24 protein-coding genes are annotated in these 23,769 nt (G+C 61.1%); 7 read left to right on the top strand and 17 right to left on the bottom strand.

The window, feature by feature from the left end:
• Positions 1-5: 5 nt before the first annotated feature.
• The 3 genes from DFR38_RS11205 to rarD form a co-directional block, all read right to left on the bottom strand.
• Complete coding sequence (locus DFR38_RS11205; protein WP_059286251.1) at positions 6-479, bottom strand: GNAT family N-acetyltransferase; 474 nt, start codon at positions 477-479, stop codon at positions 6-8.
• A gap of 41 nt (positions 480-520) precedes the next feature.
• Positions 521-2,389 carry a M3 family metallopeptidase gene (locus DFR38_RS11200; protein WP_059286250.1) on the bottom strand — a complete coding sequence of 623 codons (1,869 nt, stop codon included), beginning with the start codon at positions 2,387-2,389 and terminating at the stop codon, positions 521-523.
• A gap of 169 nt (positions 2,390-2,558) precedes the next feature.
• Complete coding sequence (rarD, locus tag DFR38_RS11195; RefSeq protein ID WP_110313399.1) at positions 2,559-3,476, bottom strand: EamA family transporter RarD; 918 nt, start codon at positions 3,474-3,476, stop codon at positions 2,559-2,561.
• A gap of 386 nt (positions 3,477-3,862) precedes the next feature.
• Here rarD and DFR38_RS11190 point away from each other — a divergent pair, with 386 nt between their 5' ends.
• On the top strand, positions 3,863-7,339 hold the full coding sequence (locus DFR38_RS11190; protein WP_110313398.1) for an indolepyruvate ferredoxin oxidoreductase family protein: 3,477 nt from the start codon (positions 3,863-3,865) through the stop codon (positions 7,337-7,339).
• 127 nt (positions 7,340-7,466) lie between these two features.
• Here the strand turns inward: DFR38_RS11190 and DFR38_RS11185 are convergent, their stop codons facing one another.
• The gene (locus tag DFR38_RS11185; RefSeq protein ID WP_103523731.1) at positions 7,467-7,706 is read right to left on the bottom strand and encodes a hypothetical protein; all 240 of its coding nucleotides are present in this window, start codon (positions 7,704-7,706) and stop codon (positions 7,467-7,469) included.
• 149 nt (positions 7,707-7,855) lie between these two features.
• Here DFR38_RS11185 and DFR38_RS11180 point away from each other — a divergent pair, with 149 nt between their 5' ends.
• Positions 7,856-8,746 (top strand): NYN domain-containing protein, encoded by an 891-nt coding sequence (locus tag DFR38_RS11180; RefSeq protein WP_110313397.1) that lies wholly within the window; start codon positions 7,856-7,858, stop codon positions 8,744-8,746.
• A 69-nt stretch (positions 8,747-8,815) separates the two neighbouring features.
• Positions 8,816-9,328 (top strand): GNAT family N-acetyltransferase, encoded by a 513-nt coding sequence (locus DFR38_RS11175; RefSeq protein WP_059284401.1) that lies wholly within the window; start codon positions 8,816-8,818, stop codon positions 9,326-9,328.
• Positions 9,329-9,637: 309 nt separating this feature from the next.
• On the opposite strand, the gene pyrI is transcribed toward DFR38_RS11175, so the two are convergent.
• The 5 genes from pyrI to DFR38_RS11155 form a co-directional block, all read right to left on the bottom strand.
• A complete protein-coding gene (pyrI, locus tag DFR38_RS11170) occupies positions 9,638-10,096 on the bottom strand; it encodes an aspartate carbamoyltransferase regulatory subunit (RefSeq protein WP_103523728.1) in 459 nt (152 codons plus the stop codon).
• Positions 10,097-10,114: 18 nt separating this feature from the next.
• Positions 10,115-11,035, bottom strand: a complete 921-nt coding sequence (gene pyrB / locus DFR38_RS11165; RefSeq protein WP_059284400.1) for an aspartate carbamoyltransferase — start codon at positions 11,033-11,035, stop codon at positions 10,115-10,117.
• A gap of 294 nt (positions 11,036-11,329) precedes the next feature.
• Positions 11,330-11,506, bottom strand: a complete 177-nt coding sequence (locus DFR38_RS21240) for a hypothetical protein (protein ID WP_158527728.1) — start codon at positions 11,504-11,506, stop codon at positions 11,330-11,332.
• A 104-nt stretch (positions 11,507-11,610) separates the two neighbouring features.
• Positions 11,611-13,686, bottom strand: a complete 2,076-nt coding sequence (locus DFR38_RS11160) for a methyl-accepting chemotaxis protein (RefSeq protein ID WP_059284399.1) — start codon at positions 13,684-13,686, stop codon at positions 11,611-11,613.
• 191 nt (positions 13,687-13,877) lie between these two features.
• The gene (locus DFR38_RS11155) at positions 13,878-14,132 is read right to left on the bottom strand and encodes a YkgJ family cysteine cluster protein (RefSeq protein ID WP_059284398.1); all 255 of its coding nucleotides are present in this window, start codon (positions 14,130-14,132) and stop codon (positions 13,878-13,880) included.
• Between the two features lie 180 nt (positions 14,133-14,312).
• Here DFR38_RS11155 and DFR38_RS11150 point away from each other — a divergent pair, with 180 nt between their 5' ends.
• Complete coding sequence (locus DFR38_RS11150) at positions 14,313-15,527, top strand: cyclic di-GMP phosphodiesterase (RefSeq protein WP_110313396.1); 1,215 nt, start codon at positions 14,313-14,315, stop codon at positions 15,525-15,527.
• A 52-nt stretch (positions 15,528-15,579) separates the two neighbouring features.
• On the opposite strand, the gene DFR38_RS11145 is transcribed toward DFR38_RS11150, so the two are convergent.
• The 5 genes from DFR38_RS11145 to DFR38_RS11125 form a co-directional block, all read right to left on the bottom strand.
• Positions 15,580-16,383 carry a mechanosensitive ion channel family protein gene (locus tag DFR38_RS11145; protein WP_082693237.1) on the bottom strand — a complete coding sequence of 268 codons (804 nt, stop codon included), beginning with the start codon at positions 16,381-16,383 and terminating at the stop codon, positions 15,580-15,582.
• A 92-nt stretch (positions 16,384-16,475) separates the two neighbouring features.
• A complete protein-coding gene (locus DFR38_RS11140) occupies positions 16,476-17,210 on the bottom strand; it encodes an NAD-dependent protein deacylase (protein WP_059284396.1) in 735 nt (244 codons plus the stop codon).
• Between the two features lie 93 nt (positions 17,211-17,303).
• Complete coding sequence (locus tag DFR38_RS11135) at positions 17,304-17,657, bottom strand: nucleotide pyrophosphohydrolase (RefSeq protein ID WP_059284395.1); 354 nt, start codon at positions 17,655-17,657, stop codon at positions 17,304-17,306.
• A 100-nt stretch (positions 17,658-17,757) separates the two neighbouring features.
• Positions 17,758-18,369, bottom strand: coding sequence for a glutathione transferase GstA (gene gstA, locus DFR38_RS11130; protein ID WP_059284394.1), 612 nt, complete (start codon positions 18,367-18,369; stop codon positions 17,758-17,760).
• 102 nt (positions 18,370-18,471) lie between these two features.
• Positions 18,472-18,750: a VF530 family protein gene (locus tag DFR38_RS11125; RefSeq protein WP_059284393.1), complete on the bottom strand. Its 279-nt coding sequence runs from the start codon at positions 18,748-18,750 to the stop codon at positions 18,472-18,474.
• 213 nt (positions 18,751-18,963) lie between these two features.
• Here DFR38_RS11125 and DFR38_RS11120 point away from each other — a divergent pair, with 213 nt between their 5' ends.
• The 3 genes from DFR38_RS11120 (at position 18,964) to DFR38_RS11110 (ending at position 20,435) form a co-directional block, all read left to right on the top strand.
• A complete protein-coding gene (locus DFR38_RS11120) occupies positions 18,964-19,458 on the top strand; it encodes a Spy/CpxP family protein refolding chaperone (protein ID WP_059284392.1) in 495 nt (164 codons plus the stop codon).
• A gap of 76 nt (positions 19,459-19,534) precedes the next feature.
• Positions 19,535-19,960 (top strand): hypothetical protein, encoded by a 426-nt coding sequence (locus tag DFR38_RS11115; RefSeq protein ID WP_110313395.1) that lies wholly within the window; start codon positions 19,535-19,537, stop codon positions 19,958-19,960.
• Between the two features lie 16 nt (positions 19,961-19,976).
• Positions 19,977-20,435: a glycine zipper family protein gene (locus DFR38_RS11110; protein ID WP_059284390.1), complete on the top strand. Its 459-nt coding sequence runs from the start codon at positions 19,977-19,979 to the stop codon at positions 20,433-20,435.
• 165 nt (positions 20,436-20,600) lie between these two features.
• Here DFR38_RS11110 and DFR38_RS11105 read toward each other — a convergent pair whose 3' ends face one another.
• From DFR38_RS11105 to DFR38_RS11095, 3 genes are read right to left on the bottom strand one after another with little or no spacing between them, the layout of a single operon-like run.
• Positions 20,601-21,065, bottom strand: coding sequence for a DMT family transporter (locus tag DFR38_RS11105; RefSeq protein WP_059284389.1), 465 nt, complete (start codon positions 21,063-21,065; stop codon positions 20,601-20,603).
• 52 nt (positions 21,066-21,117) lie between these two features.
• Entirely contained in the window at positions 21,118-21,531 is a 414-nt protein-coding gene (locus DFR38_RS11100; RefSeq protein WP_059284388.1) for a YkgJ family cysteine cluster protein, read from the bottom strand.
• 10 nt (positions 21,532-21,541) lie between these two features.
• Positions 21,542-23,518, bottom strand: coding sequence for a peptidase U32 family protein (locus DFR38_RS11095; protein ID WP_059284387.1), 1,977 nt, complete (start codon positions 23,516-23,518; stop codon positions 21,542-21,544).
• Positions 23,519-23,769 lie beyond the last annotated feature (251 nt).

Below are 23,769 nucleotides of genomic sequence, written 5' to 3'. Positions count from 1 at the left end.
AGCTCTTATCCTTGTGTACCGCCCGGTGTGGCCACCGCGGCTGCCAGTCGCTGATATACCTGCTGCTCCAGCCGCTCCATCATGTATTCGGGCCGTGACAATGCGGTGAAGCCGAATTGCGCATACAGGCCGTGCGCATCGGCCGTGGCCAGCAGCATGCGTCGCAGATTCTGCAAGGCAGGATAAGCGATGATATGTGCCAGCAATGCCTTGCTGATACCACGCCCGCGCCAGTCCGGCAGCACGAACACATCGGCCAGATAGGCAAAGGTGGCCTGATCCGTAATCATGCGGGCAAATCCCACCTGTTTGCCAGCGACATACACGCCAAAACACAAGGAGCCGGCCAGCGAGCGCTCAAACACATCCCGCGGCAAGCCGGCCGCCCAGTAGGACTGCTGGCTCAGATAGTGATGGATCATGTCCCGCTCCAGCCGGGCAAGGTCACAGTCGAATTCCAGTGCAAGCGTGTCAGACATGGCGGGGCCTCATGGTGGCAGGGGCAAACAGTATCAGGATATCAAGTGATGCTGGCCGGATAGTGCGTGGCCACCCATTGTTCAAACTGCCGGCACATGGCGGCATCGCCCTGGCTGTTGTCGGCAATCAGCGCATCGCCATGCACCAGGCGGATACGGGCATCCAGACCGGTCGCCGCCGGCTCGGGATAAGGGCGGCTGGCGGCGGCGGCCATCTGCTGCCGGGCATCGGCCCAGGCCTGCTCCACGCTGCGATTGCATTCGTCGGCCAGATAACGGGCATTGAACGGCTCGCCGGTCAGGCTCTGCAAGGTGGCATCGTGGCTGATGCTGTTGCCCGGCCCCCAGTAATGCTCGGCCAGTGCCGGGCCGATGGCCGGGTTGTCGGTCAGATAGCCATACTGGCGCAGGAAATGGGCGCGGGTCTGATACACCGCCATATTGGCCAGCAGATAACCATGATAGGACGCCGCCGATTCCTGGTTCAACAGATGGGGTATGGCCAGCAACGGGCGCGGGCTGCAGGCGATGCCCAGGATGCGCTGTTCGCTGCTGCGGGCCAGTTGCAATACCTGCCCGGCGCTCAGCTGATCATCCGGCAGCTGGTAGAGCGCGGCCTCGAAGTAGCCCACCAGCAGGATCATGCGCTCCATGAAGGCGCGATAAGGCTGGCTGGCTTCGATGCCGGCGCGGATCAGCGCCTCGGGCATGGCCTCGCCCTGGCGGTTGCGCGCATGGCGCGCCAGCCAGTCGGCATCGCCCAGCAGGCTGTCGCAGAACATGGACTGGGTTTCGGCATAAGCCATGGAGGTCGGTGCGAACTCTTGCGAGAAGCACGGTGCATTCTGCGTCACATTGGCAAAATGCGCCGCATGACCCCCCTCGTGGAACAGGGTATTGATGGCGCGGTCGCCGCTGCCCACCTGGTCGGGCGCGGCATTGGAGGTAAAGTTGATGTGCGCCGGCACCCAGCGGCCCTGCTCATCGACATAGCTGGGTTGCGGACCATGGCAAAAACCGTTCTGGTATTTGCCCTTGCGCTCGATCAGGTCCAGTTGCAGCAGCGCACCGCGATACTGTATGCCCAGCCGGCGGAAGCTTTCCAGCCAGCGCTCCACCGCTTTGGCAAACGGCAGGTAAGGGTCCATCTGGCGGGTGACATCGCCACTCATGTGGTGACGCAGATTCCAGGCCTCCAGCGCACTGGCGCCCTTGTTGCTGGCCAGCTGCTTGAGTGCATTTTCGTTGACCTGACGGGTACGCTGCTCGAAGTCGTCCAGAATGGCGAACAGCGCTTCCGGCGTCATCCGCTCGTTTTTCTGCACCTTGTAGTCGAAATAGTCGCGGTAACCCAGGGCGCGGGCAAAGGCGTTGCGTTGACGCACGATATCCAGCAAGCCATTGTCCAGCACCCATTGCTCCAGCTGCAGCAAGGCTTCATGTGAACTTTTGCGGCAGGCCTCGTCCGGATTGGTGGCCATATTGGTCAGCAGCGTGCCGAGCGTGGCGTCTTCCCACTGGCCGTGCTCGTTGCGGTGACGCAGGCGGTACGACTGCCGGCGGGCAAACAGCGCGGCCTCCATTTCGATCAGCCGGGCCATATGCTGGCGCGCCACATCATTGTCGATGATGTTGCTTTCAAACAGGGCCAGCCAGCCTTGCAGGCCATGCAGCAAGCCGGCCTGCTCCGCATCGGCAGGCAAGGCGCGGGCGGCCTCCAGCATGGCGCGGGTCTGCTGCAGCCGTTCGGGACTGGAAATGAAATCCTTGTAGGCGGTTTCGGCACGGCCAAAACCGGCATGGTCGTCGGACGTCCCCATGTAGGTAGACCAGAACAGCGCCTCTTTGGCGCGGTGCACGGCTAGGTATTGCTGATTCAGCTGGCGGAAAAAATCGCGGGGATGTTGCATGTTTCTCCTTTGGCTACGGCCTGTCACTGGCACTTCATGAGCGCCATCGCCGGCAAACTGGCAGTTTCTGCCCGAACCGTGGCGGGGTCAACGACAATGTCCTGCGTACCGCCATCAGCAAAAAGCCCGGCATGGCCGGGCTTGCGCGAACAGCAGGCTGCCATGGCGTTCAGGCGGTGGCAGCGCTGCGCTTTTGCTGGCGCATGGACAGCAGGCCGGCGGCCGAATACAGCAGCAAGGCCAGCCAGATCAGGCAGAAGCCCAGCAATTTGGCGCTGTCGAATGGCTCACCGAACAGCCACACCCCCAGCGCCAGCTGAATGGTGGGGCCGATGTACTGGATCAGGCCCACGGTGGCCAGCTTCAGCCGGCGCGCGCCGGCGGCAAACAACAGCAGCGGCACCGCCGTAACCACCCCGGCCCCCACCAGCAGCACATCGCTGCCGACCGCCTCGTGCAGGAAAGCACCCTGCCCCTGCCACTGGAACCACAACAAGGCCGCCAGCGCCAGCGGTGCCATCAGGAAGGTTTCCAGCGCCAGCCCCTCCAGCGAGGCCAGCGGCGCTTTCTTGCGCAGCAAGCCATACAGGCCGAAGGTGGCGGCCAGCGACAGGGCAATCAGCGGCACGGTGCCGCTAGTCCAGGTAATCCAGGCCACACCGGCCGCTGCCAGCAGCACGGCGCTGCGCTGGATGGGCGTGAGTTTTTCCGCCAGAAACAGCCGTCCCAGCAGTACATTGAACAGCGGGTTGATGAAGTAGCCAAGGCTGGCCTCCACCACATGGCCGGCATTCACCGCCCAGATATAGATCAGCCAGTTGAGCGACAGCATCAGCGAGGACAGGCCGAAAATGGCCAGCTTTTGCGGCTGACGCACCGCCTCGCCCAGCCAGGCCCAGTTGTGGCGCACGGTGAGGATGCCGGCCACGAACAGGGCTGACCAGACAATGCGGTGACAGAGAATCTGCAAGGCCGGGATATGGTGCAAAGGCTTCCAGTACAGCGGAAACAGGCCCCAGATGACAAAGGCGACAAAGGTAAACAGCACGCCGCGGGTGGCGTCCTGCCGGGACTGGGCGGAAGACATGACAGACTCGATGCAGAAGGGGTTTAACGCGACAGCTTAACGGCTTGGCCGGCCTGAAGAAACCATCAGCCCGATAACATGCTGTTCTGCCACGAAAACAATATCGGCACACCCATGCTGCACTGGCACAATCGCCGCACTGTGCGGCACTGTGCGTCAAGACCTTTGACGTTGACGTAAACGTAAGTTAGAGTCCGCCACATAGCTGCCATCGGCTGCGCCCAGGCATGGAGAATGCCACCCGGCCAGCAGGATTACGGCCTACAACATAAAGAAAGGCGTGCGTTTTCCCCAGGAGAAAACCCGCCGCCGCCACAAGCGAGAACAAGCCGCAGGCCGCGCCGGCCACCTTACCGGTCCGGCCCCGCACGGCAGGAGGAGAAACCATGTCCATCCGTCATGTTGATCTGGAAGAAAAATACACCGCCGCCACCGGCCAGGTGCTGATGACCGGCATCCAGGCGCTGGTTCGCCTGCCCATGCTGCAACAGGAGCTGGACCGTGCCGCCGGGCTGAACACCGCCGGCTATGTCACCGGCTATCGCGGTTCGCCGCTGGGCAATGTCGATCAGACCATGCAGAAGGCCGAGCCCTATCTCAAGGCGCACAATGTGGTGTTTCAGCCCGGCCTGAACGAAGACCTGGCCGCCACCGCCGTGTGGGGCACGCAGCAGGTCAATATGTTCGAGGGGGCCAAATACGATGGCGTCTACGCCATGTGGTATGGCAAGGGCCCCGGCGTGGACCGCTCCGGCGATGTGATCAAGCACGGCAATGTGGCCGGCACCAGTGCCAAGGGCGGTGTGCTGCTGGTGGCCGGTGACGACCACGCGGCCAAATCCTCCACCTTTCCGCACCAGTCCGACCACATCCTCGCCGCCAGCATGATTCCGGTGCTATCCCCGTCCGGCGTGCAGGAGGTCATCGACTTCGGCCTGCATGGCTGGGCCATGAGCCGCTACTCCGGCTGCTGGGTCTCGATCAAGGCCATTTCCGACACCATCGAAAGCTCGGCGGTAGTGGACATCTCGCCGCAACGCTTCAACTTTGTCATTCCGCAGGACTTCCCCATTCCGGAAGGCGGCCTGTCCATCCGCTGGCCCGACCCGCCGCTGGTGCAGGAAAAGCGCGTGCTGCACCACCGCCTGTATGCCGCGCTGGCCTATGCCCGCGCCAACAAGCTCAATCACATCACCCTGGATTCGCCCAAACCGCGGCTGGGCATCATCACCTGTGGCAAGAGCTATCTGGACGTGATGCAGGCGCTGGACGACCTGGGCATCGACGAGGCGCTGGCCGCCGACATCGGCCTGCGCATCTTCAAGGTGGGCATGGTGTGGCCGCTGGAACCGGAAGGCGTGCGCCAGTTTGCCGAAGGGCTGGATGAAATCCTGGTGGTGGAAGAAAAACGCCAGATCATCGAATACCAGCTCAAGGAACAACTCTATAACTGGCGCGACGACGTACGCCCGCGCGTGGTGGGCAAGTTTGCCGAAAAAGGCGAATGGGCGCTGCCGCACGGCGACTGGCTGCTGCCGGCGGCCGGCGAGCTGACCCCGGCGATGATTGCCCGTGCCATCGCCAGCCGCCTGGCACTGATTTTTGACAGCCCGGTGATTCACGACCGGCTGAAGTTCTACGACGAAAAAGAAGCCCAGCTGGTCCAGCCGCGCGAGGCCATTGCCCGCGTGCCGCACTACTGCTCCGGCTGTCCGCACAATACCAGCACCCGCGTGCCGGAAGGCAGCCGCGCCGTAGCCGGTATCGGCTGCCACTACATGGCACACTGGATCGAAGGCGACAGCACCAAGACCTTTACCCAGATGGGTGGCGAGGGCATCACCTGGGTCGGTCAGGCACCGTTCACCAACACCAAGCACATCTTCACCAACCTGGGCGACGGCACCTACTTCCACTCCGGCCTGCTGGCCATCCGCGCCGCGGTGGCCGCCAAGGTCAACATCACTTACAAGATTCTGTACAACGATGCGGTGGCCATGACCGGCGGCCAGCATGTGGACGGTTATCTGGATGTACCGATGATGACCCGCCAGCTGGCGGCCGAAGGTGTCAAGCGCATCGTCATCACCAGTGACGAGCCGGAAAAATACCAGGGCGTGCAGGGGCTGGCCGCCGGCGTGGACGTATTTCACCGCCGCGAACTGGATCGCCTGCAAAAAGAGCTGCGAGACACCGCCGGCACCACCATCCTGATTCACGACCAGACCTGCGCCGCCGAAAAACGCCGCCGCCGCAAACGTAATGAATATCCCGACCCGGCCAAGCGCGCCTTCATCAATGAAAAAGTGTGCGAAGGCTGTGGCGACTGCGGCAAGAAATCCGGCTGCCTGTCGGTACTGCCGGTGGAAACAGCACTGGGGCGCAAGCGCAAGATCGACCAGTCCAGCTGCAACAAGGACTACTCCTGCGTGGAAGGCTTCTGCCCCAGCTTTGTCACCGTCGAGGGTGGCAAGCTGAAAAAGCAAAGCCCGGCCGCCGCCACGCTGGAAGCCATGCCCGCCCTGCCCGCACCGCAGATTCCAGTTCTGCATGAACCGTTCAGCATCATGATTACCGGCGTGGGCGGCACCGGCGTCGTCACCATCGGCCAGGTACTGGGCATGGCCGCCTATCTCGACCACAAGGGCGTCACCGTGCTGGACATGGCGGGCCTGGCGCAAAAGGGTGGCTCGGTGTGGTCGCACGTGCGCATAGCCGACAGCCAGCAGCAGCTGCACGCGGTACGCATTGCCGCTGGTGATGCCAACCTGGTGCTGGGCTGCGACCTGGTGGTGACCGCTGCCGAAGAAGCACTGGCCAAGATGCGCGAAGGCTTCAGCCACGCCATCGTCAACAGCTACGAATCGCCCACCAGCGCCTTCCTGAAAAACCCGGACGTGCGCTTCCCCAGCCGCGCCATGAAGGACGCAGTGATCGAATCGGTCGGCGCCGGCCGTTTCTGGGAAGTCAACGCCACCCGCCTGGCCACCGCGCTGATGGGCGATGCCATTGCCAGCAATATGTTCATGCTGGGCTATGCCTGGCAGCGGGGTTTGGTGCCGGTGAGCGAAGAGGCGCTGATGGAAGCCATTCGCCTGAACGGTGCCGCGGTCAAGTTCAACCAGCAGGCCTTTATCTGGGGCCGTCATGCCGCGCACGACCCGGCGCGGGTGGAAGCGCTGGTCAATCCCTCTTCCGTGGTGCAGTTTGTTCCACGTGAAACCGTGGACGGGGTCATGCACCACCGTGCCAAGGAGCTGGTGGCCTACCAGAACCAGGCGCTGGCCGAACGCTACAAGGCGCTGGTGGAACAGGTGGTCCGTGCCGAGCAGGCAGTGAACCCGGCCAGCAGCGCGCTGGCACTGGCGGTGGCCCGTGGCTACTTCCATGTACTGGCCTACAAGGACGAGTACGAAGTGGCCCGCCTGTATACCGATGGCGACTTCCTGCGCGAGCTGGCCAGCCAGTTCGACGGCGACTACCGGCTACGCTTCCATATCGGTGCCGGCTGGATCACCGGCCATCAGCCGAAAAAAGTGGCTTTCGGCCCCTGGCTGCTCCACGGCATGAAGCTGCTGGCCAAACTGCGCTTCCTGCGTGGCAGCGTACTCGACCCGTTTGGCTGGCAGGCCGACCGCAAGCTGGAACGCCAGCTGATTGGCGAATTCGAACAACAGGTCCACAGCGTGCTGGACGGGCTGAATGCCGACAACCTGGCCACGGCGGTAGAGCTGATCAAGCTATTCGAAGGCGTGCGTGGCTTTGGCCATGTCAAGGAAGCTGCCTGGAAGCAGGCTGGCGAACGGCAGCAGAGCTTGCTGCAGCGTTTCCGCCAAGCGGCCGGCAAACGCAAGGTAGCCTGATGGTTTTGTGAGTGTTGTAGCAGTAAAGAGAGGGTGGTTCAGGCGCGGATGAGCTCATCCGCGCCCTTTTTTTGATCAAAAAATCCCGATTTCGGGGAAAACACGCACCGTTTCAAGGCGCAGCCTGTCACGACAGCATCAGGCTGAGACGACGCGCCTCATCCAGCGCCTGGTCCACACCGTTGTACTCGTCCTGCCACACCCAGATGCCGTGTACCGCATCCAGGGTTTCCACCAGCCACAGCCGGCCACTGCTGCCAAGCGCCACCTGGCGGGCACGCACCGGGCGCCGATAGTTGAACATCACGATTTCACTGGTCTTCTGCACAGCCGGGGTATGCTTGCGCGGGCTTGAAAAGAAGGGCATGGCGTAACCTCCTGTTGGGCGATATGCCAGGCAATACAGAGCAAACGGCGTGCCAGCCAGCCAAGCATTCGATCAAAACCGGCGCGGTCTTTTGACGCCGGCCGCTGTCGGGCTTAGCATGGCCGCATTCCCCGACCGGAAGCAACTGCATGGAAAACCGCAAACTCGCCGTCCTGATCGATGCCGACAACGCCCAGGCCAGCCTCACCGCCGAACTGCTGGCCGAGGTGGCCAAATACGGCACGGCCATCGTCAAGCGCGCCTATGGCGACTGGACCACCACCCAGCTCAAGAGCTGGAAAGAGGTATTGCACAAGCACGCCATCCACCCCATCCAGCAGTTTGCCTACACCAGTGGCAAGAACTCCACCGACTCGGCGCTGATCATCGACGCCATGGACCTGCTGTACACCGGCAATTTCGATGGCTTCTGCCTGGTGTCCTCCGACAGCGATTTCACCCGGCTGGCCACCCGCCTGCGCGAAGGCGGGCTGACCGTGATCGGCATCGGTGAAAAATCCAAGACGCCGCGCCCCTTTATCGCCGCCTGCGACAAATTCGTGTTTACCGAAATCCTGCGCCCGGAAAAAGCACCGGAAGCCGTCGCCAGCAACGACAAGCCGCGCACCCGCACCACCCGCCAGAGCAAGAGCAAACCGGTGCTGGCCAAGGAAGTCCACCCGCTGCAGGCCATGTTCACCTCGGCCATCGATGCCGTGGCGCGCGAAAGCGGCTGGGCCGAACTGTCGGCGGTCGGCTCCTACATTGCCAAGAACGATCCCTCCTTCGACCCGCGCAATTACGGCCATTCGCGCCTGTCGCAAATGGTGAAGAAGCTGGACTTCCTCAGCGTGCAGGAACAACGCAACGGCTCCAAGCTGCACAGTGAAATCCGCATCAAGGATGGCGAGGCGGCCGAACCGACCGTGACCGCCCCGGTCACACCCGCCGCCCCGCCGGAAAATCCGCCGCCCGCAGCGGCACCACGCAAGAAACGCGCACCGCGCAAGAAAACCGAACCCGCCGGCAAGGCCGGCTGAGCGGACGCTTCGATCCGCCCTGGCGCGTCCCACCGCGACGCGCCGGACTAGCTCATGACAGGAGAAAACATGCAGATACGTGATGCCAAGCTGGAAGACCTGGCCGTCATCCTGGATATCTACAACGAGGTGATTGCCACCTCCACCGCCATCTACAACGACGACCCGCTCAACCCCGGTGAATTTGCCATCTGGTTCCAGGACCGGCTGGCCGCCGGCTACCCGGTGCTGGTGGCGGAAGAACAGGGCGAAATTCTGGGCTTTTCCAGCTTCGGCGATTTCCGCCCGCGCCCCGGTTTCCGCTTTACCGTGGAACACAGCGTGCACCTGGCACCCGCCGCCCGTGGCAAGGGCATAGGCAGTGCCCTGGTCAGTGCGCTGTTCCCGCGCGCCGAGGCACTGGGCAAGCACACCATGCTGGGCGCGGTGGACGCCGCCAACGAAGGCTCGATCCGCTTCCACGAAAAACTGGGCTTCATCAAGGTGGGCGTGCTGCCGCAAGTGGGCTTCAAGTTTGGCCGCTGGCTGGACCTGGTCTACATGCAGAAATTCATCAGCGGCCAGAGCGAGGGCCCGCTGTAAGCCGCACAGGGCATTGATGAAAAAGAAAAACGCCGCAGTTGCCTGCGGCGTCAGGCTGTTGGCAATGTGATTTGCTAAAACTCCACAGGACCCGGCAAAGCCGGGCCTCTTCATCAACGTGTTGATCCGACAGCCTTCCCGTCTACTCCCTTTCCCCCCGCCCTTACCCTGTAAGGGAGCCTCGCCTTCCTTACCGAAGGCGAGAAAAAGAAAAACGCCGCAGTTGCCTGCGGCGTTTTCTGTTCTAGCTGCTGCGCTGTTGAAACAGCGTCCGTTCTTGAAGTTCTCTATTCTCTTCCTCTGCACGACTTAGCGCACGACTGCAACAATATCCTTACTGAACACCTTTTCGCAATACTTGCATTTCATTTTGATGTCTTTGGCCTGTGCCTTGACGAAGAAATGGCTCTTCACCGGCTCGGCATGCGAGATGCAATTGGAGTTGGGGCAGGCGAAAATGCCTTCGATGCTTTCCGGCAGCTCCAGCTTGTGCTTCTTCACCACTTCGAAATTATCGATGACATTGACCGTGGCCTTGGGTGCGAACAGCGCCAGCTCATTGGCCTGTTCTTCGGTCAGCGCCACGTTTTCCACCTTGATGATGTCCTTGGCGCCCATGTGGCGGGACGACAGGTTCAGCCCCACGGTAATGCGCTCGCCGGTTTCCGCCAGCTTGAACAGGCGCAGGATGTTGACCCCCTGGCCGGCCGGGATATGGTCGATGACGGTGCCTTGTTTCAGGGCTTCAACGGTACGGGTGTATTGCATGATGTTTCCTTCCCTGATTTATACGGTTTCGTTCAGTACCAGCGACAACAGCGCCTGACGGGCAAACACACCGTTCTTGGCCTGCTCGAAATAGTAGGCATGCGGGGTGGCATCCACATCCACGGTGATTTCATCCACCCGTGGCAGCGGGTGCAGCACCTTCATATTGGTGCGCGCGCTCTTGAGCATGTCGGCACGCAACACGAACTGGCCCTGGATTTTCTTGAACTCGGTTTCGTCGAAACGTTCGCGCTGCACCCGGGTCATGTACATGATGTCCACCAGCGGGATCACATCGTCCAGGCTGTCGACAATGGTGTATTCGATGCCCTTTTCGTCCAGCTCCTCGCAGATATAGTCCGGCATGGCCAGCTGTTCCGGCGCGACAAAATAGAAGCGTGCGCCAAACAGCGACAGCGCCTGGGTCAGCGAATGCACGGTGCGGCCGTATTTCAGGTCGCCGACAAAGGCAATGGTCAGGTTTTCCAGCGTGCCCTGGGTTTCACGGATGGTGAACAGGTCGAGCAGGGTTTGCGTGGGGTGCTGGTTGGAACCGTCGCCACCGTTGATCACCGGTACGCTGGAAAACTCGCTGGCCAGACGCGCCGCGCCTTCCTTGGGGTGACGCATCACCACGGCATCGGCGTAGGAGCTGATGATCTTGATGGAGTCGGCCAGCGTTTCGCCCTTCTTGGCACTGGTATTGCCACCATCGGCAAAGCCGATGATGTCGCCACCCAGGCGCTGTACCGCGGTCTCGAACGACAGGCGGGTACGGGTGGACGGCTCAAAGAAACAGCTGCCCACCAGCTTGCCCTGCAACAGGTCATTGCGCGGCGTGCGTTTGAGCTTGCCCGCCGTTTCCACGACGAGCTCTAGCTCCTCGCGCGAAAAATCGGGGATGGAAATGATATGTTTCCGATAGAGCGGGTTTGCCATGATGGGGGGTCCTTGCATTCTGCGAATTATTTTTTGCCCATAAAAAAAAAGCCCCTGAGCAATCAGGAGCTTTTTTTCTGGAATTTCCGGGGTCCGGGAACAGTCCGGCCTCGCAGCAACGACACGGCGCCACCGTGACAGGTGGTGCGGGCGCTAATGACAACAGCTGCAAATGGCGACAAGACGGCTCCTCCGAACAAACCCTGAGATTCTAATGCCAAACCAGCGGCTTGATAAGAGCAGTGTCGCATTTTGCACATTCCATGACACCAATCGGTCAAGGCAGCGGCACCCTCAGGCCGGCTGGCGCTGCCATAGCAAACGCAATCCCAGCCCCAGCAGCAAACCGGCCAGGGCCTGGCCGGCAGCACCCCAGCCACCGCGAAAAAAAGCACGCCATACACACAGCGTGCCGGCTCCGGGGGTGATCACCAATAGCAGTGCAGCGGGTAAAAAGACAGACCACAACATGGTAACGCCTCACAATACACAGGGTTTGTGCCGCCATTCTGTGGCAGCCTGCCAGCAAAACGCCACCCCGCAGGGTGGCGTGAAACTGCGCCGGTCAGCCGGGTTTACAGCTTGAAATTGCTGACCAGGCTTTCCAGATTGGCCGACAGTTCGCGCAGCTGTGCCACCGAATCCGACACCTGCCGCACCACATGGCTATTGCTCTGCGCCATGGAGCTGATGCGCTCCACATTCTGGGCGATCTCCTGGCTGGCCGTGGACTGTTCGCGGGTGGAGGCAGCAATGTCGACAATGCTGGCCACCAGGCCCTGGCTGCGGCCCAGCACGGTACTCATTGCTTCGTTGGCCTCATCGGCCACCGCCACACTCAGCGTCACCTGCTCGCGGCTGTTTCTCACATCGTCCACCGCCTCGCGGGTTTCGCTGCCGATGGCATTGACGATGCGGGTAATCTGTACGGTGGCCTCGGCGGTACGTCCGGCCAGATTGCGCACTTCGTCGGCCACCACGGCAAAGCCGCGGCCCATTTCACCGGCACGGGCCGCCTCGATGGCCGCGTTCAGCGCCAGCAGATTGGTCTGGTCGGCAATGTCCTTGATCACCCGCACGATGGTGCTGACTTCTTCCGAGCGCTCGCCCAGGCCGTTCATGCGTTCGGCCAGCGCCTGCATGCTGCTGGTCATGCGCTGGATTTCCGCGGTGATGCGGTTGACCGTGGCCACGCTCTGCTCGGTCAACTCGCCGGTTTCGCGCGCAGTGATTTCCGCCGCCTGTGCGGTATCGGCAATGTGATGCACGCTCACCGTCACCTGCTCCACCCCGGCAGCGGTGGCACTGGCGGCATCAGACTGGCTGGCCGATGCCTGTTGCACCTGGCTGGCAGAATCGGCGAGGCTGGCGGCCGCGGCGCTCACCTCGTGGCTTTGCTGGCGCACCTCGACAAACATGTCGCGCAGGCTGCCGATAAAGCGGTTGAAGGCATCGGCGGTACGGCCGATTTCATCGCGATTGGCAATCTGCATGCGAATGGTGAGATCGCCACGACCGGAGGCCAGCTGGTCCATGGTGTCGGCCAGCTGGTTGAGCGGCCGGGTCAGTGCGCGTACCACCGCCGTCAATACCAGCAGGATCACCACCAGTGCCACCACGCCAATCAGGATGGCGGTCAGGCACTGTTTTCTGGCATCGGCGGTAATCGCTGCCGTCGGGATGGATACGCCCAGTGTCCAGAACTGGCCGGTATTGCCCACTTTCACCGGGTGGAAGAAATGGGTGAAACCACCGTCTTCATAGACGAAGTCCTCGCCTTTCTTGATCTGCTCCAGATGTCCGGCCAGCGCGTCGTCCTTGGGCACCGGCTTGCCCAGCAGTTCCGGTTTGGCCGTCACCACATACAGGCCGCCTTCGGACACCATGCGGATAAAACCGCTTTCATACAGATGGATGGCACCAAAGCGTTTTTGCAGCTGGTCCAGCGCCACATCGGTGGCCGATACGCCCAGCATCTTGCCTGCCGCATCCTTCATCACCACGGCCAGCGAGCTTTCCAGAATCATCTTGCCCTGCACTTCATACGGGTAAGGCTCGGTAATGGTGTCGCGGCCACGTTGCTTGGGCACGTAGTAGAAATCGCCCCAGCCGGATTTTTCATAATCGGGCTGATAGCTTTCCGGGTGGTCCTTGAACTTGGGGAATTCCTTTACCCGGTCGGCCGACATCATCACGTCCATCTGTGCCTTGCCCTGGGCATTCTTGGTGATGTAGGGCTGGTAACGACCGGTCGGGTCATGCCGCGGCCAGTCCAGGCGGAAGGCATTGTCATTGCCATCAAAGGCATTGGGCTCCCACAGCATCCATAACCCCACCGATTGCGGAGCATCATCCAGCATTTGCTGGATCATGTTGTCTGCCAGCTTGCGATCCAGCGGCGCCACACGCTTGATGCCGAGGATGGAGTCGGCCAGATGGCGTGGCAGGGTGAAGCCCTTGTCGAAATCGCTTTCAGCGTCCTTGGCATAACTGCTGGCCTGTTCGGAGGCCAGCTTGTAACCCACATCGACGGCAGCCGTGTAGCTCTGCCAGGCGATCAGGCTGATCATCACGGCAAAGCCGATGGCAATCGCTGCCGCCGCTACCACGATGATGCGTGTACTGAGATGACCCCATTTTGCTGTCGCCATGCTTTTACCCCCGATAAGCTGTTTTTTTAACTGTAAGCCTAATATACGGCGTTTCAGTACAAACTCTTTAACATATTGGGGGAGAGTCCGGGCAAGGGCCAGCAATGCCGGTGCAATGCATGCGCCAGCGCAAATACGCCGGCCATGAAATCCGCTAGGGTCTTCCTTATGCCGCCAGAGCTGGCCTGGCTTCAGGGGGCGGTTTTTTCTTCCAGCAGGGTCAGCCAGGCCAGGGCGTGACTGTTGCTTTCGCCGCACATTTCGGCAGAAGGCTGCAGGCCGGAACACACCGCAGGCCGCTCCGGCCGGCCAAACAGCAGGCACAGATTGTCGGCACTGAGCTGGACGCAGCGCACCCCGGCCGGCTTGCCCTGCGGCATGCCCGGAATGGGTGAGGAAATGGAGGGCGCGATGCAACAGGCCGCGCAATGCAGACGGCAATCCATGACGGGCTTTCAGGCAGGATCGGCAACAAGGGCCGGCCACCATATCACAAAGTCCACAGCCTTCCGATGGAGTCGGCTCCTCTTTTGCCGCAGATAATTTACAATATTGGTAACCGTATTGCTTTTTATCCCAGAGACCAGTGCCGCACCTTTTGCAGCCATCAAGTTAGAGCACAAGCAATGATCAAGTGCATCGAGGTGTCCGATCTCAAGGTTGGCATGTACATTCACGACCTGAACTGCGACTGGATGTCACATCCGTTTTTGCTGAAGCGTTTTCTGGTCAGTGATGAAAGCGCCATTCACAAGATCGCCGATTCCGGCATCCACCAGGTGTATATCGATACCCGCAAGGGGCTGGATGTCGCCCACGCGCCCACGGTGGGCGAAGTCAAGCACAAGCTGGAACAGGAAATCATCGAGCTGGCCAGCCACGAAGTCCCGGTGGAGCGCCGGGTGGAGGCGGCGGCGGAATTCGGCCGTGCCCAGCTGATTCACAATGAGGCCAACCTCATCGTGCGCAGCATTCTGCAGGATGTGCGGCTGGGCAAGCAGGTGGAACTGGAAATGGTGGAGCCTTCCATCGAAAAGATGACCAGCTCCATCCTGCGCAACGGCGGTGCCCTGCTGTCGCTGTGCCGTATCAAGGACAAGGACGACTATACCTTCCAGCATTCGGTCAGCGTCGGCGCACTGATGGTCAGCTTTTGCAATGCCATGAACATGAGCCGCGAGGTGATCCACCATGCCGGCATTGGCGGCATGCTGCACGATATCGGCAAGATGAAGGTGCCGGACAGCATCCTCAACAAACCGGGCAAGCTCACCGAACAGGAATTCGCCGTGATGAAATGCCATGTGGTGGAAAGCAAGCAGATCCTGCTGGCCACCAAGGGCATTTCCGATACGGCGGTCAAAGTGGCCGCCCAGCACCACGAGCGCCACGATGGCAGTGGCTATCCCGAAGGGCTGAAGGGTGAGCAAATCTCGCAGCTGGGGCAGATGGCGGCCATTGTCGATGTCTACGATGCACTGACCTCCGACCGCTGCTACCACAAGGGCATGGCCCCCACCGATGCCCTGCGCAAGATTTTCGAATGGTCGAAATTCCACTTCAATCCGGTGCTGGTGCAGGCCTTCATGCGCTGTATCGGCATCTATCCCATCGGCACCCTGGTGCGGCTGGAAAGCGGCCGGCTGGGGGTGGTGATCGAGCAAAACGACAATAACCTGGTTTCACCCAAGGTAAAGGTGTTTTTCAGCAGCAAGAGCAATACCTATATCCCGCCGGAAATCGTCGACCTGTCGCGCGGCATGGGGGCCGGTGGTGGCGACAAGATCATCAGCCACGAATCCCCTGCCAAGTGGCGGCTGGATCCGTTGCGCTTTCTGTAAACGACAAAGCCCGCCAATGGCGGGCTTTTTCTTGTGTATTCGGCAAGCCAGCTCAGCTCTGGCGCAACACCATGGCATGTTCCGGGCCGGGGAAACCAGCGGCGGACAGGGCTTCGCGAATCACCCGGTTGCTATCGAAATACACCTGCCAGTAATGCTCGGGCCGGCAGTAGGGGCGTACGGCCAGCACCGGTCCCAGCGCGGTGAATTCCAGCAGATCCACACTGACGGGCGGCTCGGCCAGCACATTGGGAATGGCGGCAATCTTCTCGCGCAGCAGGCTGATGGCCAGCGCATGATCGGCACTGGCAGCCAGCTGCGCCTTCAGGTCTACCCGGCGATAGCCGTTGGCGCTGTAGTTCTGGATGTTTTCCGAGAAAATCTTGTTGTTGCCGATCAGTGTCATCACATTGTCCGGCGTATCGATGATGGTGGAAAACAGCCCCACTTCCTTCACCGTACCGGTAATGCCGGCCACGCTGACCACATCGCCCACCTTGAAGGGGCGCAGTACCACCAGGAAGATGCCGGCGGCAAAATTGGCCAAGAGGCCGCTCCAGGCCAGGCCGATGGCCACGCCGGCAGCACCGATGATGGCGGCGAAGCTGGCGGTTTGCACGCCGAAGAAACCCAGCATGGCAATGACCAGCACCACGGTCAGGCTGACCGACAGAAACGAGTGTGCATAGCGACGCAGCGTGGGATCGAGTTTTCTGGCCACCAGCTGCTCTTCCATCAGCCGCCCGGCCAGGCCGATAAACCAGCGCCCCACCACCCACAGCACAATGGCGGAAACGATATTGATGCCGGCCTGGATTGCCAGGTCCACCCAATGCGTCCAATTGATGTCTGTCATGGTCATCCTATTTATTCAGTTGGTAGAAACCATTGAAAAATAGAATGTCCTTGATGAAAAATCCAGCCAGCACGGTCAGGCCGGCAGCCCGCTCAGCCCAGCAAGGTTGACAGTTGCTGGCAGCTGTCGCCGATGCCGGCTGCGAGACGGATGGCGAATACCGCATCCATGCGGGTGGGCGTGTAATTGACCAGCGCGGTTGGCACGCCAGCCCGTGCTGCCTCCAGTGGAATCAGGTTGACTGGCGACACTTCCAGCGAGGACCCCAGTACCAGCAGCAGATCGGCCGACACGGCCAGCTCGAAAGCACGCTCGATCAGCGGCACCGGCTCGCCATACAACACCACGTCCGGCTTCAGCACGTCCATGCAGTGGGGACACAGTGGCAGGACATGATGGTTGATATAATCCAGCCCCTGCTGCCGGCTACAGCCAGGGCAGCTGGCACTGCGCAGCGTGCCATGCAGTTCCAGTACATGCTGGCTGCCGGCCACGCCATGCAGGCCGTCGATATTCTGCGTCAGTATCGACACCTGCTTGCCCGTGGCTTCCAGCCAGGCCAAAAAGCGATGGCCGGCATTGGGCTGGTAATTGCCCAGCAACTTGGTATGGAACAGCTGCTTGAAGCTATGCCAGAAGGCTTCCGGATCGGCACGGAAGTAATCGATGGATACCAGTTCTTCCAGCCGCATGCCCTGCTGCCACAGCCCCTTGGCCGAACGAAAATCCGGTATGCCGGATTCGGTACTCATGCCGGCACCACTCAGTACCACGACATGCCCAGCCTGCCTGATGGCACTGGCCAGTTGCATGATTTCCTGCTGCATCTGCTGTCTCCTGCACCTGCTATTTATTGTTGCCAAGCTTAGTCGAGCACTGACGCGGCAGGCAAAAAACCAGTGCAGCAAGCTTGCCCGACATCAAGCGGCTGGTGGCAGCACGACGGGTGCCGGATATTTGACGGCATTTTTCTGCAATTTGTCGCAGACCGCGGCATTGAGATCCAGCTGCAGCACACTGGCCAGCCGCACCAGATACAGCAGCACATCGGCCACCTCTTCCTGCAAATGGGTGAAGCGCGCCGGGTCGTCTGCCAGCCGGGCCACTTCCTCGTCGGTCAGCCACTGGAAGATTTCCGCCAGCTCGCCCACCTCCCCGGTCAGGGCCAGCATCAGGTTGCGCGGGGTGTGAAAACGCTGCCAGTCGCGTGCATCGGCAAACTGCTGCAGTGCCGTTTCCAGTGCCGTGGTGTCAATCAAACGCTGCTCGCTCATCGCGCTTATCTCCGGTTTGCGGTTTCACGTGAAACCACAGGGCTCATGCAAAACAAAACGCCCGCAAGCGGGCGTCGGGTGATCGTCAGCGGCTCGCGCCCTAGCGCAACAAGCCTTCGTCCTGCAGCGCCGCCTGCACCGCCGGCAGCGCCTGCACCCGCTGCATGAAGGCGCTGATGGCCGGGAAGTCGGCCAGCGAACGGTGCACCATGTGTACCCAGTTCAGGCAGGTAAACAAATAGGCATCCGCCACGCTGAAATCCTCGCCCAGCAGATAGGGGGCGCTGGCCAGCTGCGCCTCCACGATGGCAAAGCGCACAGTGAGCTTGTCCCAGGCGGCATTCTTCACCTCGTCACTGCCGGGATAAAACAGCGGCGAGAAACTCTTGTGAATCTCGGTGGCAATGTAGTTCAGCCACTCTTGCAGCCGGTAGCGCGCCAGCGTGCCGTTGGCCGGTGCCAGCTTGCGCTCCGGCACCAGGTCGGCGAGATACTGCACGATGGCCACACCTTCGCTCAGCACCGTGCCATCTTCCAGCTGCAGGGCCGGCACATAGCCTTTGGGGTTGATGCTGCTGAATTCCACGCCGCTGGCTGTTACATGCGGTTGTGCGCGCAGATTGACCTTTTCCACGCTGAACGGCAGCCCAGCGGCATGCAGCACGATATGCGGCGACAGGGAGCAGGCTCCCGGCGAGTAGTAGAGTTTCATCACATCTCCTGTTCGGAAAAACAGCGACTGCAGCACAGCGGCACCGGCACGGCACCGGACTCATCCTGTTCAACTGGGGCGACACCCTGGCAATTTCAAGCCTCAACCCTGTTTGGGTGCAAACAGCCGGGGGCGGCCATCCTTGCCGGCCGTGCTGGATGGGCGGGTTTTCATTTCAATGTACAGGGCCTCCACCTGGGCACGGGCCCAGGGTGTACGGCGCAAAAACACCAGGCTGGATTTGATGCTGGGGTCCTGGTTGAAACAGCGGATGGCAATGCGCCGGCCCAGCTCGGGCCAGCCAAAACGCTCGACCAGCGCCAGCAGGATCTTTTCCAGCGTCATGCCGTGCAGCGGGTCATTGGGCGGAGTGTCGCTCATGTGAATCATCCTGTTGCTGAGCGCCCGGACAGCGCCACATGGAAAAACGACGCAGTGTAGCCGCGCCACGGACAAACGGCCAGCCGTATTCCGGGCCATCAGCAGTCGAGCGATTCATCATTGCTAACATTTGACGGCCTCCGCGCAATACTTGGCTGACATCTGCGGCAGATACTGCTCCCATCCATTTTCACCGGTACAAGGAAAAGCACCATGAAACTGATCAAATCGCTGTTGATTGTCGGTCTGCTGGGCAGCGCGGCTGCCACCACCGTTCACGCCATGGGCAAGGGTGATTGTGCCATGGGTGGCGATGACATGAAGCAACACATGTGGCAGATGGACCCCGCCAAACGCCAAGCCATGATGGAAAAGCACCTGCAGATGCTGCATGACCAGCTGAAGATCCAGCCGGCGCAAGAGTCGGCCTGGAAAAGCTATATTGCCGCCATCAAGCCGCTGCCGGGACAAGACAAGCCAGCCGCCAAAGCGGACGCCAAGCTGCCGGAACAGCTGGATGGTCGCCTGCAGATGATGCAACAGCATCTGGAAATGATGCAGAAGCATGTGGCGGCCACCAAGGCGCTGTACCAGCAACTGAGCCCGGAACAGCAAAAGCTGTTTGATCAGGAAGGCCAGCGCATGCACAGCGGCATGCAGCATATGCAACACCATCGCCAGGCTTCCGCCCCGCTGCCGAAAAACTGAGCCTGACATCCGCAGCCATCACCCCGCAGCACCACCGGCCAAGCCGCTGCTGGCGGGGTGAGTGCAGGAAAGCACCATGAACTCTCTGACACGCTTTGCCGGCCTTGCCTTGCTAGCCGGCACCATGCTGGCCAGCGCCCCGGCCGCCCAGGCACACCGTGGCGTTTACTACTACGGGCCACCGCATTTTGCACATTGGCATGATGGTTACTGGAACCACGGCTATTACCATGGCCGGCTTGGCTGGTGGTGGGTCACCGGTGGTGTCTGGTACTGGTATAGCGCCCCGGTCTATCCCTATCCCGATCCCTACGTGCCACCCGTTGTCGTGAGCGCACCGGCAGTGCCTGCAGCGCCGGCCGTGCCACCGCCACCCGCAGCCGTGGCCAGTCCGGAAGCGGCCCAGGTCTGGTACTACTGCAAGGCGGTCAAGCAGTACTACCCCTATGTCAGCGAATGCCCTGGCGGCTGGAAAACCGTGCCGGCACAGCCACCCAGATAACACAGGACGCGCCATCATGAACAAACTGTTGTGGTTGCCACTGGCAGCCATCGGCCTGAGCGCTTGCAGCACCGTACCACTCGGTCCGACGGTGGCGGTCATGCCGGCAGCGGGCAAACCGTTCGAGGTATTTGCCCAGGAGGAACAGCAATGCCGCCAGTATGCCGAAGCCAATAGCGGCGGCAGCAGTGCCGATGCCTCCACCAATGCCATGGCGGGCAATATGGCACTGGGTACGGTGGTCGGGGCCGCGGCTGGAGCCTTGATGGGTGGCCATCAGGGAGCGGGCGTGGGCGCTGGCATGGGCCTGATTGCCGGTACCGCCACCGGGAGTGGCCAGGCTGGCTACAGCGGGCGCGATGCCCAGTACCGCTACAATATCGCCTACGAGCAGTGCATGTATGCCAAGGGCAATCAGTTGCCCGGTCAGCAACGCTACAACACGCCCTATTATCCGCCACCGCGCCTGCCCTGATCAGGCAGCAAAAGACAAAGGGGCTGGTCTCTCCGACCAGCCCCTGTTTGCTTAGCGCCGCTGACAAAAAACCTGCTGCTGCGCTGCGCCTCCTTGCCGTACCCTTGTACTGTCTGCGTCGGCGCGCCTTGCCTCAGGGAGGCTACGCTATTCTGTCAGCCGCTCTTAGCGGCCAAACCACTTGTCGCCAAAATTCACCAGCAATACCCCCGCCACCACCAGCGCCGCGCCCGCCAGCCGTGGCAGGTTGATATCGCGCAGCGGCATGGACAGCCAGCCAAAGCGGTCAAACAGCAAGGAGGTGCACACCTGGCCGGCGATGATCAGCGACAGCATGGTGGCCACCCCCAGCCGCGGAGCCAGCAAGGTGGTGCCGAATACAAAGAAGGCACCCAGCAACCCACCCAGAAACATCCACCACTCGCCACGCGCCAGCTGGCTCAACCCGCTGAATTTCTGGCCGGTGAACACGGCCAGCAGGATCAGGCTCAGGGTTCCCACGGCAAAGGAAATCATCGCCGCCAGCACGGTACTGCCATTCAGCAGCAGTTTGAGCTGATTGTTGACCGCCGCCTGCAGCGGCACCACCACGCCGATGGCAAAGGCCATCAGGGCTAATACGGGGTTCATGCTTGTCCTTTGCTTGGAAGTGACGGCGGTTTCACGTGAAACTGCCACTACATCAGCCAGATAGCTTCACCGGCTGTACCGGGCGCGCCGCCTTGGGATTGCGGGTATAGGCGCAAAAGCCGGGCTTGGGACCAACCTTGGGATGGTTGCGGCAGGTATTGGGCCGGCGCTCGTAAATGGTACACAGCCTGCTCTGCTGGTCCAGATAGTGGCAGTCGCCATTGGCGCGGCGCATCAGGGTGAAGATGCCATGCTTGAAGTTGAAGTGCTGGATCACCCGCTGCTTTTCCAGCCGCTTGGCAATGTTCTTGATCGGTTCTTCCAGCTCGAATTCGTCCACCACACCCATGCGCACCAGATCGGGCAGGCGCACTTCCACCGGCATGGAACAGCAGCTGCCCATGCAGTCGCTGCACAGGCCGTTCTTGTACTTGACCCAGGTTTCCAGTCGTTCGATATCCGCCATGGCTGCGACCTTATTGCGGACGTTGCTTGAAGAAGGTCATCGGCGCGGTGTAGGGAATCTCGCTGGGAGCCGGCGCTTTCAGGATGTGCTTTTTCATCTTGCCCATCACATGCATTTCACAGGGACGGCATTCAAATTTGAGGGTGTAGGTTTCATTGCCGGATTTCAGCGTCATCGGCTCGGCGCGCACCTGGCCCATCACCCCCTTCACCCCCTTGGCCTGCTTGGGACAGAGATTGTAGGAAAAGCGCAGGCAGTGCTTGGTAATCATCAGGCTGACCTCGCCCTCTTCCTGATGCGCCTCGTAAGCCGCCTCGATCACCTCCACCCCGTGCTTGCGATAGAACTGCCAGGCCAGCTGGTTGTAGACATTGGCCAGATAGCTCAGCGTCTTTTCCGGGTATTCCACCGGCGGCTCCACCGCCGCCTTGCGCTGCGGCCGCAGCCATCCGTCCAGCCTGGCCTGTTCCAGCTGTTCGATAGCCTCGCGGCGCAAGGCATTGATGGCCGATGCCGGCACAAACCACGGCTGGCTCAGCTGCAAGCTCACGTCGTGGGCAACAAACATGGTATTGCCCAGCTTGGCCAGGTTGTCACGCAGGCCGCTTTCCGCCTTGGCGGCATCCTTGGCCGGCTCCAGTGCCAGCACGGCGCTGGCGCTGGCACTACAGCCATCCTCATCGCTCACCGTCAGCTGCAGGCCATCGGCCTGTTCGCTCAGCGTCAGCCATACCCCGACCTTGCGTTCAGCCGACTTTTTCAGCAGCGCCAGTTCCCAGGCGTGATCGCGGTTACGGCACAGATCGGTCCCCGGCTTCAGCCCTTGCAGCAAGGCCGGATCATTCGGCTGGCAACGCCACAGCAGGTGGCCGCCCGGCACATGGCCGATCTGCTTGACGGTATTGAGCTGCATGCCCACCACTTCACGCTTTTTCATGAAGTTGATGCCGTCGCCATTGCTCATGGTCTCCGGGGTGGCAATCTCCAGCCAGTCAGGCCCCACCTTGTGCACCACACCCAGCGCCACGCCGACAAACTTGGGCGAATCAAAGGCGCCGATGTCGATCTTGCGGCCGGTGGCGAAGTAATCGGTACTGCCACGGTGGAAGGTCTTGTCCGGGTCCGGCGCAAAGAAGATCTCGCAGCTGCCGCTGGAGGCCGGTGCCAGTTCCGGGCGGCGCTCGATGATTTCATCCAGCAACAGACGGTAGTGCGCGGTGATGTTCTTCACATAGCTCACATCCTTGTAGCGGCCTTCGATCTTGAGCGAACGCACGCCGGCATCCAGCAGGGCTTCCAGGTTCTTGCTCTGGTTATTGTCCTTCATCGACAGCAAATGCTTGTCGAAGGCCACCACGCCGCCGTCCTTGTCGGTCAGGGTGTAAGGCAGGCGACAGGCTTGCGAGCAATCACCGCGGTTGGCACTGCGCCCGGTATCGGCATGGCTGATATAGCACTGGCCGGAGAAGGCCACGCACAAGGCACCGTGGATGAAGTATTCGATGGTGGCAGCATCACCGACGCGGGCGGCAATGCGCTTGATGTCGGGAATGCTCAGTTCGCGCGCCAGCACCAGTTGCGACAGGCCGGCATCGGCCAGAAAGCGCGCCTTGTCGGCATCACGGATATCGCACTGGGTGGAGGCATGCAGTTCGATGGGCGGCAAGTCCATCTGCAGGATGCCCATATCCTGGATGATCAGTGCATCCACCCCGGCGTCGTACAGCTGCCAGATCAGCTTGCGCGCGGCTTCCAGCTCGGCGTCGTGCAGGATGGTATTGAGCGTGGCAAAGATGCGCGCATGGTAGCGATGGGCAAACCGGGTCAGACCGGCGATGTCCTCGAGGCTGTTGCTGGCATTGTGCCGGGCACCAAAGCTGGGGCCGCCGATATATACCGCATCCGCGCCATGCAGGATGGCTTCCCGGCCGATTTCAGCGGTTTTGGCGGGGGACAGCAGCTCGATCTGGTGCGACAACAGACTCATGACGATTCCTGACTTGAAAAAAGGGCTTTCCTGCTGGCGGATACCGCCATGGGAAGGGGCGGAATTATAACGTAATCAGTAGCTTATAGATAGCCACCCGCCATTTTCAGTCAACTCTGCTTATACCCTTGTGCGACAAGCACATGACAAAAAGATGACCCGCTGCGCAAGCCTACTAAGTGCGCTTACTTAACTTGCCAAACAGGGCTTGCAAGCGCTCTGTCAGCAACACTACAACGATAATACCAATA

Origin of the sequence: Aquitalea magnusonii, assembly GCF_003202035.1 — a bacterium.
GTDB lineage: Bacteria > Pseudomonadota > Gammaproteobacteria > Burkholderiales > Chromobacteriaceae > Aquitalea > Aquitalea magnusonii.
Note: the sequence above shows the minus strand (reverse complement) of the source record. Positions and strands in the feature narration are given on the sequence as shown.

What these genes read in the sequence shown, in the direction of transcription:
- DFR38_RS11205 (WP_059286251.1), bottom strand. Translation starts at nt 479, where the DNA reads ATGTCTGACACGCTTGCACTGGAATTCGACTGTGACCTTGCCCGGCTG.
- DFR38_RS11200 (WP_059286250.1), bottom strand. Translation starts at nt 2,389, where the DNA reads ATGCAACATCCCCGCGATTTTTTCCGCCAGCTGAATCAGCAATACCTA.
- rarD (WP_110313399.1), bottom strand. Translation starts at nt 3,476, where the DNA reads ATGTCTTCCGCCCAGTCCCGGCAGGACGCCACCCGCGGCGTGCTGTTT.
- DFR38_RS11190 (WP_110313398.1), top strand. Translation starts at nt 3,863, where the DNA reads ATGTCCATCCGTCATGTTGATCTGGAAGAAAAATACACCGCCGCCACC.
- DFR38_RS11185 (WP_103523731.1), bottom strand. Translation starts at nt 7,706, where the DNA reads ATGCCCTTCTTTTCAAGCCCGCGCAAGCATACCCCGGCTGTGCAGAAG.
- DFR38_RS11180 (WP_110313397.1), top strand. Translation starts at nt 7,856, where the DNA reads ATGGAAAACCGCAAACTCGCCGTCCTGATCGATGCCGACAACGCCCAG.
- DFR38_RS11175 (WP_059284401.1), top strand. Translation starts at nt 8,816, where the DNA reads ATGCAGATACGTGATGCCAAGCTGGAAGACCTGGCCGTCATCCTGGAT.
- pyrI (WP_103523728.1), bottom strand. Translation starts at nt 10,096, where the DNA reads ATGCAATACACCCGTACCGTTGAAGCCCTGAAACAAGGCACCGTCATC.
- pyrB (WP_059284400.1), bottom strand. Translation starts at nt 11,035, where the DNA reads ATGGCAAACCCGCTCTATCGGAAACATATCATTTCCATCCCCGATTTT.
- DFR38_RS21240 (WP_158527728.1), bottom strand. Translation starts at nt 11,506, where the DNA reads ATGTTGTGGTCTGTCTTTTTACCCGCTGCACTGCTATTGGTGATCACC.
- DFR38_RS11160 (WP_059284399.1), bottom strand. Translation starts at nt 13,686, where the DNA reads ATGGCGACAGCAAAATGGGGTCATCTCAGTACACGCATCATCGTGGTA.
- DFR38_RS11155 (WP_059284398.1), bottom strand. Translation starts at nt 14,132, where the DNA reads ATGGATTGCCGTCTGCATTGCGCGGCCTGTTGCATCGCGCCCTCCATT.
- DFR38_RS11150 (WP_110313396.1), top strand. Translation starts at nt 14,313, where the DNA reads ATGATCAAGTGCATCGAGGTGTCCGATCTCAAGGTTGGCATGTACATT.
- DFR38_RS11145 (WP_082693237.1), bottom strand. Translation starts at nt 16,383, where the DNA reads ATGACAGACATCAATTGGACGCATTGGGTGGACCTGGCAATCCAGGCC.
- DFR38_RS11140 (WP_059284396.1), bottom strand. Translation starts at nt 17,210, where the DNA reads ATGCAGCAGGAAATCATGCAACTGGCCAGTGCCATCAGGCAGGCTGGG.
- DFR38_RS11135 (WP_059284395.1), bottom strand. Translation starts at nt 17,657, where the DNA reads ATGAGCGAGCAGCGTTTGATTGACACCACGGCACTGGAAACGGCACTG.
- gstA (WP_059284394.1), bottom strand. Translation starts at nt 18,369, where the DNA reads ATGAAACTCTACTACTCGCCGGGAGCCTGCTCCCTGTCGCCGCATATC.
- DFR38_RS11125 (WP_059284393.1), bottom strand. Translation starts at nt 18,750, where the DNA reads ATGAGCGACACTCCGCCCAATGACCCGCTGCACGGCATGACGCTGGAA.
- DFR38_RS11120 (WP_059284392.1), top strand. Translation starts at nt 18,964, where the DNA reads ATGAAACTGATCAAATCGCTGTTGATTGTCGGTCTGCTGGGCAGCGCG.
- DFR38_RS11115 (WP_110313395.1), top strand. Translation starts at nt 19,535, where the DNA reads ATGAACTCTCTGACACGCTTTGCCGGCCTTGCCTTGCTAGCCGGCACC.
- DFR38_RS11110 (WP_059284390.1), top strand. Translation starts at nt 19,977, where the DNA reads ATGAACAAACTGTTGTGGTTGCCACTGGCAGCCATCGGCCTGAGCGCT.
- DFR38_RS11105 (WP_059284389.1), bottom strand. Translation starts at nt 21,065, where the DNA reads ATGAACCCCGTATTAGCCCTGATGGCCTTTGCCATCGGCGTGGTGGTG.
- DFR38_RS11100 (WP_059284388.1), bottom strand. Translation starts at nt 21,531, where the DNA reads ATGGCGGATATCGAACGACTGGAAACCTGGGTCAAGTACAAGAACGGC.
- DFR38_RS11095 (WP_059284387.1), bottom strand. Translation starts at nt 23,518, where the DNA reads ATGAGTCTGTTGTCGCACCAGATCGAGCTGCTGTCCCCCGCCAAAACC.